Genomic DNA, 14,317 nt, shown 5'->3' on the forward strand with positions numbered 1-14,317 from the left:
CGGGTCAGCGGGCCGGCTCGCCCTTCGAGCCCTGCAATCGCTGCAATCGCGTCCAAGGGCTGTAGTCGGCGATCAAGTCCTCCTGCGGCGGCCGCTGGTCTTCGGGCACGTGCTGGAGGTTGATCCGAATCCGGTACCAGATCGAGCTCGGGCCACGCATGCCGTCGACCAGCACGTCGGCCGGCTCGAGGAGTTCCGCGGCCGATCGGTGACGGTCACGCCAGGTATCCAGCGCCGCCATCGCTTCGTCCCTGGTCTTAGTCCGCGCCACCTCGATGAGCGGCATCATGGACTGGCGCCGCCCCGAGCCGTCCCGCCGCGCGCCCTTCGGTGCTCTCTCCGCGGGCCCGAGTTCCTCTGCCAGGGTGAGCAATCGGTCGAGGCCGCCGGCGGCGTTGTCCATATCGGCCCACGGGTCACCGATGTCGGCGTAGCGCAGCGGCATCGTCGCGACCGTGAAGTCGCCCGCGTCGCAGCCGGCGACCTCCTCCCACCGCAGCGGGGCGGATACCCGCGCGTCCGGCGTCGCGCGCACCGAGTACGCCGATGCGACCGTGCGGTCCTTGGCGTTCTGGTTGAAGTCCACGAACACGCCCTCGCGTTCCTCCTTCCACCAGCGGCTGGTGGCCAGTTCCGGAGCGCGCCGCTCGACTTCCCGCGCCACCGTCTGCGCGGCCAGCCTTACCTGGCGAAACGACCAGTCCGGTGCGATGCGGGCATAGATGTGGAAGCCGCGCGAGCCGGACGTCTTGGGCCAGGCGGTCAACCCGTAATCCTCGAGCACCTCGCGCGCCACCTGCGCCACGTCGAGGATCTGCCGCCAGGTGACCCCGGGCATCGGGTCCAGGTCGACCCGGAGCTCGTCGGGGTGTTCGAGGTCGTCGGCGCGCACCGGGTGAGGATTGAGGTCGACACAGCCGAGGTTGATCGCCCAGGCCAAGCCGGCCGCGTCGTGAATGACGGCCTCTCTGGCCGAGGTGCCGCGGGCGTAACGCAATTCGGCGACGTCGACCCAGTCGGGCCGCTTCTCCGGGGCGCGCTTCTGAAAGACAGCCTCCTGGTCGATGCCTTTGACGAACCGCTTGAGGATCATCGGGCGGCCGGCTACCCCGCGCAGGGCACCGTCGGCGACCGCCAGGTAGTAGCGAATGAGGTCGAGCTTGGTGACGGGGCCTGCTCCGCCGTTGTCGGGAAAGACCACCTTGTCCGGGTGGGTCACCGCGACTTCGCGCCCGCCGACGTTTAGCGACACCGGAGCCATGGGCACATGCTAATTCGGCACAGCGTTCGGGCCGTTGTGCGACCTACGTCACATAGGGTGGGCGACATGGCTAATCTCTTCGAGCTTCCTGGGCAGGCGCTCGCCAAGGTTCACCAATACGCAGAACGCGGTGTCTCCGAACTGCATTACCTCCGCAAGATCGTCGAATCCGGCACGTTTCGGTTGGAGAACCCGCTGAACTACGCCGCGATGGCTGCCGAGATCGCGAAGTGGGGCGAGATCGGCATGCTGCCGTCGTTCAACGCCCGGCGGACACCGAACCGTGCCGCGATCATCGACGACGCCGGTGAGCTCACGTACCAGGAACTCGACGAGGCGGCCAACGCGGTTGCCCACGGGCTGCTCGCCAAGGGCGTGAAGGGTGGTGACGGCGTCGCGATCCTGGCGCGCAACCACCGCTGGTTCGCGATCGCCGAATTCGGCTGCGCCCGCGTCGGAGCCCGCATCATCCTGCTCAACAGCTCGTTCTCGGGTCCACAGATCAAGGAGGTGTCCGAGCGCGAGGGCGCCAAGCTGATCATCTACGACGACGAGTACACCGAGGACGTCAGCAAGGCGAATCCGCCGTTGGGCAAGCTGCGAGCGTTGGACACCAACCCCGACGGCGAGGACTCCGGCAGCACCGACGAGACGCTGGCCGACCTGGTTGCCGCGCACAGCAAGGCGCCGGCCCCGAAGGCGAGCAAGCACTCGTCGATCATCATCTTGACCAGTGGCACCACCGGGACCCCGAAGGGCGCGAACCGCAGCACCCCGCCGACGCTGGCGCCGATCGGCGGCATTCTGTCGCACGTTCCGTTCAAGGCCAACGAGGTGACGTCGCTGCCGGCGCCGATGTTCCACGCGCTGGGTTTCCTGCACGCCACGATCGGCATGTTCTTGGGCTCAACCCTGGTGTTGCACAGCAAATTCAAGCCGGAGCAGGTGTTCGAAGACATCGAGAAGCACAGGGTGTCGGCGGTCGTGGTCGTGCCGGTCATGCTGTCGCGCATGCTCGATGCCTTGGAGAAGATGGACAAAAAGCCCGACCTGTCCAGTCTGCGGATCATCTTCGCCTCGGGTTCGGCCCTGGGCGCCGACGTCGCGGAGCGGGCGCTCAAGGACATCGGCCCGGTGCTCTACAACATGTACGGCTCCACCGAGATCGCATTCGCCACGATCGCTCAGCCCAAGCACCTCAAGCGCAATTCCAGCACCGCTGGACCCCCGGTCAAGGGTGTCAAGGTCAAGATCTACGACGACAACGGCAAGGAGTTGCCGCAGGGTGAGGTCGGCCGGATTTTCGTCGGCACCAGCTTTCCGTTCGAGGGTTACACCGGTGGTGGCAACAAGCAGGTCATCGACGGGCTGCTTTCCTCCGGTGACGTCGGCTACTTCGACGAGGACGGCTTGCTGTTCATCAGCGGACGTGACGACGAGATGATCGTCTCCGGCGGCGAGAACGTCTTCCCGGCCGAAGTCGAGGATTGCATCAGCGCACACCCCGACGTGGTGGAGGCCACCGCGATCGGCGTCGAGGACAAGGAGTGGGGCCACCGGTTGCGCGCCTTCGTGGTGAAGAAGGACAACGCCAGCCTCGACGAGGACACCGTCAAGAAGCACGTCAAGGATCAGCTGGCCAAGTACAAGGTGCCGCGGGAAGTGATCTTCCTCGACGAGCTCCCACGTAACCCGACCGGGAAGATCCTCAAGCGCGAGTTGCGCGAGATCGACGCGGAGTAACGGCGGACCGGACTAGTCGAAACCCGTTTCGCCGTCGAGTTGTTCGCGCAGGATGTCGATCTGTCCCGCGTGGCGGGCGATCTCCTGGATCATGTGCACGTAGATCCACCGCAGCGAAACCGTCGTCCCGAGTCGGCCGTGCCACAGCTCGTGGTCCAGCGGATAATTTGCGGCGATGCGGCGGGACTCCGCGCATTGCGCCTGATATTCGGAGATCAGGGTCGGCAGTGACTCGTCGGGCTGCAGCTCGAACTCCCAGGACCGCTCGTGGGTACGCCGGTTGTCGTCGAGACGCCCCTGCAGGAATTGGTCGAACCAGCCGTATTCCGCCCACCGCAGGTGTTTGACCAGGCCCCCGACCGTGGTCGGCGACGGAACAAGATGGCGACGGGCGTCCACGTCCGATAGCCCGGATGCCTTGCATACGACGATGTCTCGGTAGTCGTCGAGGAACGCTTCCAAGGTCGGGCGTTCGCCGCTGAGCGCGTGCTCACGACGATCGGGACGTTGAATCTCGGCCATGAGCCCGAAGCTAGCATCGCCGCGTCGACGGAAAGATCAGCGGTGTTCGCGAATGTATCGGGTGACCTCGGCGGACAGCTTGGCATCGCGCAGCAGCAGCTCGATGAGCGCGCTGATCACCTCCTGACCGGTGACCCGGGCGTAGCCGAGACGGTCGGCCGCATCGCGCTGCCAGATGTCGAGGGCTCGATGAGTGGCGGGCGATAGGTCGACGGTGCGCCGGGTGCGCTGGCCGCGAGACGGCGGCTCGGGTTTCTGTCGCTCGTTGTTCCGGATGCTGGAGAAGCGTTCGGTCTGCGCCGAGCCGTCGGCGCGCGAGGGCGGCTTGGCGCGGAACGACGGTGAACTGGAATCCATGCGACTGACGACCTTCTCGATTGGCGCGAGCGTTCAGTAGATCAGGAGATAAGTATGGCTGTGATGGTGCCGACGTGCAGCATCGGCACGCCGCCTGGATCTGTCTCCCGCCGCTGTGCGCTCGATCGGGCCGTCACTGGTGGCTCGGCGATCTCACGTTGCTAGCGATCACGCGCAGTTAGATAACACTAATCCATTTTGTCGCGTGCAAAGTTCGCTATATTGAATTGATAAACCGTACCCTGCGAGATACGGGGAAACTCATAGGCCTGTAATTGCTGAATTGCGCATGCCCGTAGGTACTGACGTCAGTATACGATGACTTGTCGTTTGACCTGCGACAATAGTCAATCAGTGACTACTGAAACCAGTATCGTCGGAGGTCCTGAAGTCCTGAGGCCAGTAAAGTGAGAAATGGCGTATTCAGTAGACATAGAGCTTATACGGGCCATTAGCTGGTCACAGCGCATATCTACATTCTCAGACTAATTAACAAACTTATTCAGCGTTTGCTAAGGAATGACACTTAACGTTCGTGGTGTCAGTCACCCGAATCGTGAAGGAGCAAGCAAGTGTTGTTTTCACTCTCTTCAGCCCGCCGTGTCGCCGCCGGCGCAGTCGGCGCAGGCGCGGTGGCAGGCGCGATGCTTTTCGGTGCCACGCCCGCAGCCAACGCCGCGCCGGCCGCACCGATGCCCGCGGTAGTCGGCCCGATGCACGATGCGCCGCTACCCCTACGGCCAGGCGGTGGCCACGGCTGGGGCGGCGGCCACGGCTGGGGCGGCGGTCACGGTGGTTGGGGCCATGGAGGCTGGGGCCACGGCGGTTGGGGTCGCCCCGGGTGGGGCCACCCCGGCGGCTGGGGCCACGGCTGGGGCTGGGGTCGTCCCGGATGGGGCCGCCCGGTCGGCTTCTGGGGGCATCCGGGCTTCTGGGGCGGTCACCACGGTTGGTGGTGACGCCCCAGCGATCGGGGGGGAATAAGGCCGGCCTCGTTCTTGGACAAACGAGGCCGGCCGCCCCCGGCCCATCCACGCCGCTCTGACCATCGTCGGACGGCGTGGATTTTTGCGTGGTGGGCTACGGGTCGCGGGGCAGCCCGAGCAGCCGCTCCGCGATGATGTTGAGTTGCACTTCCGATGTGCCGCCGTAGATAGTCGTCGCGCGGCTTGCCAACAGGTATTCGGCCCATCTACCCGGCGGCTGTTCCGGGTCGCCGATCGCGCCGTCGGCCCCGAACGAGGACACCCCGAATTCGGCGTAACCCTGGCCGGTGCGCATCGACAGCAGTTTGGAGATTGCGGCTGACGGCATCGCGTCGCCACCGGCCAGCGTCAGCAGCGTCGAGCGCAGGTTGAGCACCTTGGCCGCGTGCCCCTCGGCGATCAGCTGCCCGGCCCGATTCTGCGCGACCTGATCGAAGTGCCCGTCGCGGACGAACTCGACGAATTGATCGAGGCTGGCGAGAAAGGGCGCCTCGCTGCCGCCGATCGACACCCGTTCCGCCGTCAGCGTGTTGCGGCTGACTTCCCAGCCGCGGTCGACCTCGCCGAGCACCAATTCGTCGGGGACGAACACGTCGTCGATGAACACCGTATTGAACATCGCCCCGCCCGTGAGTTCACGCAGCGGCTTGACCTCCACGCCTTCGCTTTTCATGTCCATTAGGAAGTAGGTAATGCCGTTGTGTTTGGGTGCCGACGGGTTCGTCCTGGCCAGCAGCGCGCCCCACTTCGAGAACTGTGCCGCGGTGGTCCAGATCTTCTGCCCGGTGATGCGCCAGCCGCCGTCGACCTTGGTCGCCTTGGTGCTCAAGCCGGCCAGGTCGGATCCCGCGCCCGGCTCGGAAAACAGCTGGCACCAGATCATTTCGCCGCGGAATGTCGGCGGCAGGAAACGCTGCTTTTGCTCCTCGGTGCCGAACGCGACGATTGACGGCACGATCCAGGCGGCGATCCCGAGCGGTGGCCGTCTGACCCGTCCGCTGTTGAACTCCTGGGCGATGATGATCTGCTCGACGGGGTTGGCATCGCGTCCCCATGGTTTCGGCAGGTACGGCAGCACCCACCCGCCTTCCGCGATCGCGGTGTTGCGTTCTTCGCGTGGAATTTCTTTCAGCCCGGCCACTTCCGCGCGGATCTCGTCGCGCAGCTTCGCGGTGTCGGGGTCCAAGTCGATGTCCAGGGCGCGCATCCCGGTGCTGGTGGCGGTGTCGACCACCCGCTGCGGGTAGGCGGCCCTGCGTCCGAAGCCGGCGGCGATCACGAGCGCCCGGCGGTAGTAGACATTCGTGTCGTGCTCCCAGGTGAACCCGATGCCACCATGCACCTGGATACAGTCCTGGGTGCACCGCTGAGCCGCGGCCGGCGCCAGTGTCGCGGCCACCGCGGCGGCGAACACGGCATTGGAAACTTCGATGTCCCAACCGCTTTCGCGAGCCTCGTCGACCGCGCGGGCCGCGTCCCACACTGCGGCCGTCGCGCGCTCGGTGTCGGCGATCATCTCGGCGCACTTGTGCTTGACGGCCTGGAATTGGCCGATCGGCCGCCCGAACTGCTCGCGAATCTTGGCGTAGTCCGAAGCGGTATCGGTCGCCCAGCGCGCCACGCCCACCGCCTCGGCCGACAGCAGCGTGGAGATCAGCGCGTGTGCGGTCGCCCCGGTCAGGTTTTTCAACGCGACGTCGTCGCGAACTTCGACGGCGTTGGCGCGCACGTGAGCAATGGGTCGGAGCGGGTCGACGCCGGCGACCGGCTCGATCTCAAGCTGGTCGGCGGGCAGCACTGCCCATCCTTCACCGCCGTCGAAGGCCACCGGCAATACGAGCAGCGAGGCCTGCGCGGCCGCCGGTACCGCGCGGACCTCGCCGCGGATCACCAAGGAACTGCCCTGCCGTGTCGCGGTCAGTCCGGAAGTCAGCGCGTACGCCGCAATCGCGGATCCGGACGCCAGCTCCGCCAGCACCGGCGCGTCGGGGTCGTGAGCCGAGATCAGCGCGCTGGCGATGGCCGATGGGACAAACGGGCCGGGAACGGCGCCGTAGCCGAACTCGGCGAGCACGACGGCCAGTTCGAGAATGCCAAACCCCTGTCCGCCAACGGATTCGGCCAGGTGTAGCCCCTGCAACCCCTGGTCGGCCGCGGCCTGCCAGAACGGCGGCGGGTTCTCGACGGGTGTCTCGAGGGCGGCGTGCAGAACCTCCGACGGCGCCACCCGCGCCACCAGCGACCGCACGGAATCGGCCAGCTCTTGATGCTCAGGATTGATTGCGATCGGCATTGGTCGCCTTCCTTGGAATTCCGGGTTCCGGTGAAACCCAAGCTAACAACCGGTGGGTTGGTTCACCACATGGGCTAGCTGTTACCCGTCTCGGCAACCGGCGGCAATTGGCGAGGGCGTCGACCAAATAGCGCCGCATGGTATCGACGGTGGACCGGGTGACGTGCGGCGTGAGCGCGACGTTGTTCGCACACCGAACGTCGAGCCAATCGACTTCCGGCGCAGGGAAATCGAGCACCTTCGGACCCGGAGTGAAGTGCGCCAGAACCGTCAGCGCCACCTTTTGGAAATCCATTTGGCAATGGTGTCAGCTTGTTCGCTGCGCGCCCCGGGCGTGGTGAAGTAGTGGTCGGTGTTGATCGAGTATTGGGACTTGTCCGTGCTGGCCAGCGCGTCGTGGATACGTTGGGCGTCGGAGGGGAAGACGCCGGTATCGGCCTCGGCGTTGATGACCAGGGCGGGGCAGGTGATCCGTGTCAGGTGTGGCTCGGCCCGGGTCTGCGCGGTACGCAGACTCCACATCGCCAGCCAACTGCGCAGCGTGCACGCCGCGGCGATGCCGTGCGCCGATCGGTTGGCGTTGACCGGCAATCCGGCGTAGCACATGTTGGGCTGACGCTGCGTAGGCTCGATCGTCGGATCGACCATCCGAGGGTCGGCCCAGGTTCTCATCACGGTGAACGGGCGGTCGGAGAACCCTGCGGCCCGGACTCGCTTCAGCTCGGTCTCGACCCAGTCGGTGATCGCGTGGTTGCGCGCGATCTGTGCGGATCGGTAGCGCTTCAAGAAGTCCGGTGAAAACGGCGGCCCGTTGCGCTCGTCGAACAAATCGAGCTTGGGGTCGGTCGCGATCGGATCGCTCTCGTCGGTCACCGAGGCATCCATCCAGGCCGTCAGCACGTCGGGCCGGCCCGGGTGCGCAGCGCTGGCGACGTAGCCGTCAGCGGGCAGCAGATCGGTCAGGCCGGCCGCGGGCCGCATGCCGGGCACCGGTGTCACGTGCGGGTCGGTCGCCTGCGCCTGGTACGCGGCCATCAGCGATCCTCCGCCCGAATTACCCAGCAGCACGATGGTTTCCACTGCTTGGGTGTCACGCAGCCAGCGCACCCCGACGCCGATGTCGACGAGGGCGTGGTCCAGCAGAAAGCTGCTCTCGAATCCGCGGAACCGGGTGTTCCACCCAAGGAATCCGATGCCGCGAGTCGCGAGGTAGTCGGCGAGGTAGTGCTCGGAGAAGTCGATCTGATAGTGGGTCGCGATCACCGCGACCTTCGGCTTGCGCCCGACGCCGCGGTAATACAGCCCCTGGCACGGATGGCCGCCGGCGCCGGCGCGCCTGCCGGTCGGCGAGGGGAGGCCGATGAATTCGCGGACGACTCCGGGGGTGCCGGTGGAACGAGTCACCTCAGCGGTCCTCCTTGTAGTAGATGGTGCGGTAGAAGATGTTGGCCAGGGTGGCGATGCACGCGTCGTCGTCGGGCGGGTCGCCGGAGCCCGAATCGGTCAGCTGCAGATAGCAGAATTGGTTCAGCATTGCGACGATCGCGACGGCGACCAGTTGCGGGTCGTCGCCGGCGCAGTATCCTTCGGCTTGTGCGCGCCGCACCGTCTCGGTGATGAAATCGATTGGGATGGCGCAAAGTTCGGCCCAGTACCGGGCGAAGTCTTCGTTGACGATGGCCAGCTGTGAGACGCTGATCATCTCTGCCAGCCTGTGCTTGTAGGTGTGCCAGTGCGCTGCCGCGAATTGGCAGGCCCGTTGCCGCGTCGAAAGTCCATGCTGCGTAACCGGTTTAGACCGCTCGCCGACCTCGTCGCGGAACCTCAGTGCCCATTCGCGCACCATGGCTTCTTTGGAGTCGTAGTAGTTGTAGAACGACGCCGTCGACCGGCCGGCTTCGCCGGCGATGTCGGCGACGGTGGTGGCCAGAATGCCCTTGCGGGCGATCACTGTTCGGGCGGCCGCGTCGATGGCGGCTCGGGTCTGTCGGCCACGATTCGTCGGAAGCGGCACACGACGGGTCGATGAATCGGACACGGTAGACACCGACTGGCCTCCTTCGTCGTGACCGCGGACGCCATCGACCCGGGAACGGCGCTTTTGTGGAATAGACCTGAATCTGATGTTAGGTTCAGATTCTGATCTCCGCCGCGAAATGGGAGTCTGGGGATGATCAAATCGCACAACCGCAACCCCGGTCCTCAACCACGACGAAAGCGAGCGACAGGTCGCGGCCACGTTGCATCCCGGCGTTTATGTGCGTCCGTTCTACTTCCAGGACCCCGATGGCATCACACTCGAGTTCGCCCGCTGGGTGAAGGCATTCACCGCTAACGACGCCCGAGCCGTGCCCAAGACATCGGCTGATCGGCGTATCCCAGCAACCCGTTAGCGTCAGTCGCGGTACAGGCGCGGGTCGGCCAGCTCGTCGAGCAACGACGCCAGCTGGTCGACCAGTTGCTCCGGGTCGAGTCGCACGTCGCCGGCCAGCCAGGCGCTGATGGTCTGTCCCACCCCGCCGACTACGAAATGGGCGGCGGCCTTGATCCGGTCGTTCTCGGGTACCCGAAGCGCATTCTCGACGTAGCGGCCGGACAACATGGCGAACAGCGCGCTGGACTCGACCCGCTTGCGGACTAGCACGACGTTGGCCAGCTGCGCGCTGAACAGCAGCCGGCCGACTCTGGGGTCCTCGTTGATGGCCCGGACGATGTTGGCCATACCGGCCCGGGTTTGTTCGCTTGGCGGCGCGGCCGCCACCGCGGCCTCGGTGGTGGCGGCGAGGTCGGCGATCACCCAGTCGAACACGGCCGCGACCAGTTCGTCCTTATCGGCGAAGCTCTCGTAGAAGTAGCGGGCCGCCACCCCGGCCCGCCGGCAGATGGCGCGCACAGTCAACTCCGCCGGTTCGTCGGCACCGAGTAGGTCCAGGCCCGCGTCCAGCAGGTTCGCGCGGCGGGCCGCCAACCGCTCGGCGGCATCGACGCCGCGATAGGGTCGCGCGCGCGCCGGGGGGACCGTGGACACGAATGCCATCTTGACACCCGTCCACGTGGCACTGCAATATCAGGAAACACGCGTTTCCACATTTAGCGGACAGGTGGGCGATGACGGTCAGCGAACCCATACGGCACGTCGAGCGCCCGGTCAGCGCGCCGCCCATCAGTCGGCCCCGGCGCACCCCTCGACTCGACGACACCTTGATGGGGATGGCGTTGCTGCTGGGTCCGGCAAACGTGATCATGCAGCTGGCCCGGCCAGGCGTCGGCTATGGGGTGATGGAGAGCCGAGTGGAGAGCGGCCGCATCGATCTGCACCCGATCAAGCGGGCGCGCACCACGTTCACCTACCTGGCGGTGGCGATGGCGGGCAGCGACACCCAGAGGGCGGCGTTTCGGCGGGCGGTCAATCGCGCTCACGCCCAGGTGTATTCGACTCCGGACAGCCCGGTCCAGTACAACGCGTTCGACGTCGATCTGCAGCTGTGGGTGGCGGCCTGCCTCTACAAGGGCGGGGTGGACTTCTACCGCACGTTCATCGGTGAAATGGACGACGCCGACGCCGACCGCCACTACCAAGAGGCAGTCGTGCTCGGCTCGACACTGCAGGTGCCGCCGGAGAGATGGCCGGCCGACCGGGCCGCGTTCGACCGCTACTGGAACGACCAGCTCGACAAGGTTCACATCGATGACGCCGTCCGTGAGTACCTGTATCCGATTGCGGTGGGCCGCATTCAGAAGCTGCGCCTACCCGATGTCATACGCCGGCAGCCCGAGAAGCTCGGTCTGCTGCTGACCACCGGCTTTTTGCCGCAGCGCTTCCGCGACGAGATGCAGTTCGCCTGGGACGCCCGGACGCAACGCCGGTTCGACCGGGTGATCGGCGCCCTGCGCACACTGAACAATGCCCTGCCGCAACCTGTCCGGCGCTTTCCCTTCAACCTCTTGCTGTGGGATCTGGATCGCCGGATCAAAGCCGGCCGTCCCTTGATCTAGTTCCTCGGCGGCTGCCGATATCCCGCAGAGGAGTAATGCGGGCGATAGCGGGTACTTACCGCCAACGAGCGGTCTCCGAACTCCGCCGCTGCGGGTGTTGCGTGCGACCGCGTGGCTGCACGGCGTAGGAGACCCGCCGCACGCGCCAAGAAGCGGCGGGCGAAGCGAGCCACTTAGAGCGCTTGCCCTTCGGCAACACCTTTGGAGTTGTTTCGGCAATGCGGCCGGTCTGAGCAGAAAGGGAATTCATGTCGAAGCAGGATGTCGCCGACTACCTACTCGAGCGGCTGCGAGCGTGGGATGTCGAGCACGTCTTCGGCTATCCCGGTGACGGCATCAACGGCATTCTGGGAGCCTTCGGGCGGGCCGACAACCAGCCGAAGTTCATTCAGTCGCGGCACGAGGAGATGAGCGCCTTCGAGGCGGTGGGCTACGCGAAATTCTCCGGCCGGGTGGGGGTCTGTATGGCCACGTCGGGGCCTGGCGCGATCCACCTGCTCAACGGTCTCTACGACGCCAAACTTGACCATGTGCCGGTGGTGGCCATCGTCGGGCAGACCAACCGCAGCGCGATGGGCGGGTCCTACCAGCAAGAGGTCGACTTGCTGAGCCTGTTCAAGGACGTCGCCAGCGACTACGTCCAGATGGTCACCGTCCCGGAGCAGTTGCCGAATGTCCTCGACCGCGCGATCCGGGTGGCGCTGACGCAACGGGTGCCGACGGCGCTGATCATCCCGGCCGATGTGCAGGAGTTGCCCTACTCGCCGCCCACGCACGCCTTCAAAATGGTGCCGTCCAGCCTCGGCATCGAATGGCCGGCGATCGCCCCCGACGACGACGCCGTCGCCCGCGCCGCCGCCCTACTCAACGATGGCAAGAAGGTCGCCATGCTGGTCGGCACCGGGGCCCGCGCGGCACGCGAGGAACTGGCCACCGTCGCCGATCTGCTTGGCGCTGGTGCGGCGAAGGCGCTGCTGGGCAAGGACGTGTTGTCCGACGAGCTGCCCTGGGTGACCGGATCCATCGGCCTGCTCGGCACTCGCCCCAGCTACGAGATGATGCGCGACTGCGACACGCTGCTGACCGTGGGATCCAGCTTCCCGTACAGCCAGTTCCTGCCCGATTTCGGCCAGTGCCGGTCGGTGCAGATCGACGTCGACGGCCGTTTCATCGGCATGCGCTATCCCTACGAGATCAACCTCGTCGCCGACGCGAAATCCGCGTTGCGCGCTCTCATCCCGCTGCTTCGGCGCAAGGAAGACAGGTCGTGGCGTGAGGCCATCGAAAAAAACGTGGCGCGGTGGTGGGAAACGATGGACAAGGAGGCGATGGTCGGCACCGAGCAGATCAATCCGTTGCGACTGTTTTCCGAGTTGTCGCCGCAACTGCCCGAAAACGCCATCGTGACAGCGGATTCCGGCTCGGCGGCGAACTGGTATGCGCGTAATCTTCGCTTCCGGGATGGGATTAGCGGTTCGCTGTCCGGGACCCTGGCCACGATGGGACCGGCGGTCCCCTACGGGATCGGAGCCAAGTTCGCGGTGCCTGAGCGCCCGGTCATCGCGTTCAGCGGGGACGGGGCCATGCAGATGAACGGCATGGCCGAATTGATCACGATCAAACGGTACTGGCAGGAATGGGCCGATCCTCGGCTGATCGTGGCCATTCTGCACAACAACGACCTCAACCAGGTGACCTGGGAGATGCGGGCGATGGCCGGATCGCCGAAGTTCGCCGAGTCGCAGACCCTGCCCGACGTCGACTACGCGGCATTCGCGGCCGGTCTCGGGCTCAACGCCCGGTCTGTCAAGGATCCCGAGGAGCTCGCGGACGTATGGCGCGATGCGTTGTCGGCTGACCGGCCCACCGTGCTGGATGTCTACACCGACCCCGACATGCCGCCCATCCCGCCGCATGCCACCTGGGAGCAATTCAAGGCGGCAACCACCGCCGTGCTGGCCGGCGACGAGGATCGGGTCGGGTTCGTCAAAACCGGGCTGAAGACCAAGGCGCAGGAGTTTCTTCCGCACAAAAAGAGCTGAGCGCGGCGGTCAGCGTCTGACTCGAGAACCGAATACCCCCTACCCGATCGGGGTCTTGTATCTACGACGCACCGTCGTATTGAATGCCGTCGTGGCTGGATCGGGCGATATCTGGGTTCCCTTGCGCGAGCGTAGGGTCGGTTGCCGTGCGTACTGACGACGACAACTGGGACATCACAACAAGCGTCGGTTCGACCGCGTTATTCGTGGCGACCGCTCGAGCATTGGAAGCGCAGAAGCCAGATCCGCTTGCCATCGACCCGTTTGCCGCGGTGTTCTGCCGTGCGGTCGGCGGGTCGGCCGCCGAGGTACTGGACGGCGGCAGGCCCGACCATCAACTGAAAACGCCTGATTTCGGTCCGTACTTCGTCGATTACCAGGCTGCTCGCACCCGCTACTTCGACGACTATTTCCGGCAGGCCGCCGACGCCGGGGTGCGCCAAATCGTGCTCGTGGCCGCAGGTTTGGACTCGCGGGCCTACCGGCTGCCGTGGCCGGACGGCACCACGATCTTCGAATTGGACCAGCCGCAGGTGCTCGACTTCAAGCGCACGGTACTTACCGACCTGGGTGCGACGCCGAATGCCGATCGTCGTGAGGTCGCGATCGACCTCCGCGAGGATTGGCCGCAGGCATTGCGGGACAGCGGTTTCGACCCGACGCAACCTTCGGCCTGGATCGCCGAGGGGCTACTCGTCTATCTACCTGCTGCAGCCCAGGAGCAATTGTTCAGCGGCATCGATGCACTGGCCAGCTCTGGAAGCCACGTCGCCGTGGAAGACGCGGCGCCGATGCCGGCCGAGGCGTTCGCGGCTGCGGTCGAGGAGGAGCGTGCGGCTCGGGCAGAGGGGGACGAGCGGTTGTTCTTCCAACTGGTCTACAACGAGCAGCACGCCCCCGCGCAGCAGTGGCTCGGCGAGCACGGCTGGACTGCGGTCGCGACACCGCTGGCCGACTACCTCCGCGAGGTGGGCCGCCCGGTGCCCGGCCCGGACATCGAGGCCGGACCCATGGTCGCTCGCAACACCTTGGTCAGGGCCGTGAAGCGGTGAGGCCGTAATGGCGTACAGTTCTCGGCTAATGACATTCATTTTCATTAAGCCGGTCGAGGGGGAGC

Annotated in this window: 13 protein-coding genes and 1 pseudogene; 6 read left to right on the forward strand and 8 right to left on the reverse strand. The window is 65.8% G+C overall.

From position 1 onward, the window contains the following. Positions 1–4: 4 nt before the first annotated feature. Positions 5–1,261, reverse strand: a complete 1,257-nt coding sequence (locus MKK62_RS11770; protein ID WP_240260911.1) for a DNA polymerase domain-containing protein — start codon at positions 1,259–1,261, stop codon at positions 5–7. A 66-nt stretch (positions 1,262–1,327) separates the two neighbouring features. On the opposite strand from MKK62_RS11770, the gene fadD2 reads away from it, so the two are divergent. Beyond that, positions 1,328–3,004, forward strand: a complete 1,677-nt coding sequence (gene fadD2, locus MKK62_RS11775; RefSeq protein ID WP_240260910.1) for a long-chain-fatty-acid--CoA ligase FadD2 — start codon at positions 1,328–1,330, stop codon at positions 3,002–3,004. A 12-nt stretch (positions 3,005–3,016) separates the two neighbouring features. On the opposite strand, the gene MKK62_RS11780 is transcribed toward fadD2, so the two are convergent. Further along, positions 3,017–3,526 (reverse strand): DinB family protein, encoded by a 510-nt coding sequence (locus MKK62_RS11780; protein WP_240260909.1) that lies wholly within the window; start codon positions 3,524–3,526, stop codon positions 3,017–3,019. A 36-nt stretch (positions 3,527–3,562) separates the two neighbouring features. Beyond that, a complete protein-coding gene (locus tag MKK62_RS11785) occupies positions 3,563–3,883 on the reverse strand; it encodes a hypothetical protein (RefSeq protein WP_240260908.1) in 321 nt (106 codons plus the stop codon). Between the two features lie 572 nt (positions 3,884–4,455). Here MKK62_RS11785 and MKK62_RS11790 point away from each other — a divergent pair. Beyond that, positions 4,456–4,842 (forward strand): hypothetical protein, encoded by a 387-nt coding sequence (locus MKK62_RS11790; RefSeq protein ID WP_240260907.1) that lies wholly within the window; start codon positions 4,456–4,458, stop codon positions 4,840–4,842. A gap of 121 nt (positions 4,843–4,963) precedes the next feature. Here MKK62_RS11790 and MKK62_RS11795 read toward each other — a convergent pair whose 3' ends face one another. The 4 genes from MKK62_RS11795 to MKK62_RS11810 are packed head-to-tail and all read right to left on the reverse strand — an operon-like array spanning position 4,964 to position 9,209. Further along, the gene (locus MKK62_RS11795; RefSeq protein ID WP_240260906.1) at positions 4,964–7,162 is read right to left on the reverse strand and encodes an acyl-CoA dehydrogenase family protein; all 2,199 of its coding nucleotides are present in this window, start codon (positions 7,160–7,162) and stop codon (positions 4,964–4,966) included. Beyond that, positions 7,140–7,457 carry a hypothetical protein gene (locus MKK62_RS26570; RefSeq protein WP_434085057.1) on the reverse strand — a complete coding sequence of 106 codons (318 nt, stop codon included), beginning with the start codon at positions 7,455–7,457 and terminating at the stop codon, positions 7,140–7,142. Before MKK62_RS26570 ends, MKK62_RS11795 begins: the two co-directional genes overlap by 23 nt. Beyond that, positions 7,433–8,566: an alpha/beta hydrolase gene (locus MKK62_RS11805; protein ID WP_240260905.1), complete on the reverse strand. Its 1,134-nt coding sequence runs from the start codon at positions 8,564–8,566 to the stop codon at positions 7,433–7,435. The genes MKK62_RS26570 and MKK62_RS11805 overlap by 25 nt, the downstream gene beginning before the upstream one ends. A 1-nt stretch (position 8,567) precedes the next feature. Beyond that, a complete protein-coding gene (locus MKK62_RS11810) occupies positions 8,568–9,209 on the reverse strand; it encodes a TetR/AcrR family transcriptional regulator (RefSeq protein ID WP_434085058.1) in 642 nt (213 codons plus the stop codon). Between the two features lie 148 nt (positions 9,210–9,357). On the opposite strand from MKK62_RS11810, the pseudogene MKK62_RS11815 reads away from it, so the two are divergent. Continuing rightward, positions 9,358–9,555: pseudogene (locus tag MKK62_RS11815) on the forward strand (VOC family protein); the annotation flags it as partial. 2 nt (positions 9,556–9,557) lie between these two features. Here MKK62_RS11815 and MKK62_RS11820 read toward each other — a convergent pair. Then, positions 9,558–10,190, reverse strand: a complete 633-nt coding sequence (locus MKK62_RS11820; protein ID WP_240260904.1) for a TetR/AcrR family transcriptional regulator — start codon at positions 10,188–10,190, stop codon at positions 9,558–9,560. Between the two features lie 80 nt (positions 10,191–10,270). Here MKK62_RS11820 and MKK62_RS11825 point away from each other — a divergent pair, with 80 nt between their 5' ends. The 3 genes from MKK62_RS11825 to MKK62_RS11835 all read left to right on the forward strand — a co-directional run bounded on the left by MKK62_RS11825 (position 10,271) and on the right by MKK62_RS11835 (position 14,252). Beyond that, a complete protein-coding gene (locus tag MKK62_RS11825; RefSeq protein ID WP_240260903.1) occupies positions 10,271–11,158 on the forward strand; it encodes an oxygenase MpaB family protein in 888 nt (295 codons plus the stop codon). Positions 11,159–11,406: 248 nt separating this feature from the next. Beyond that, positions 11,407–13,200 carry a thiamine pyrophosphate-requiring protein gene (locus tag MKK62_RS11830; RefSeq protein ID WP_240260902.1) on the forward strand — a complete coding sequence of 598 codons (1,794 nt, stop codon included), beginning with the start codon at positions 11,407–11,409 and terminating at the stop codon, positions 13,198–13,200. A 146-nt stretch (positions 13,201–13,346) separates the two neighbouring features. Next, complete coding sequence (locus MKK62_RS11835; RefSeq protein WP_240260901.1) at positions 13,347–14,252, forward strand: class I SAM-dependent methyltransferase; 906 nt, start codon at positions 13,347–13,349, stop codon at positions 14,250–14,252. Positions 14,253–14,317 lie beyond the last annotated feature (65 nt).

The sequence above is a fragment of the Mycobacterium paraterrae genome (assembly GCF_022430545.2).
In the GTDB taxonomy this organism is placed as follows: domain Bacteria; phylum Actinomycetota; class Actinomycetes; order Mycobacteriales; family Mycobacteriaceae; genus Mycobacterium; species Mycobacterium paraterrae.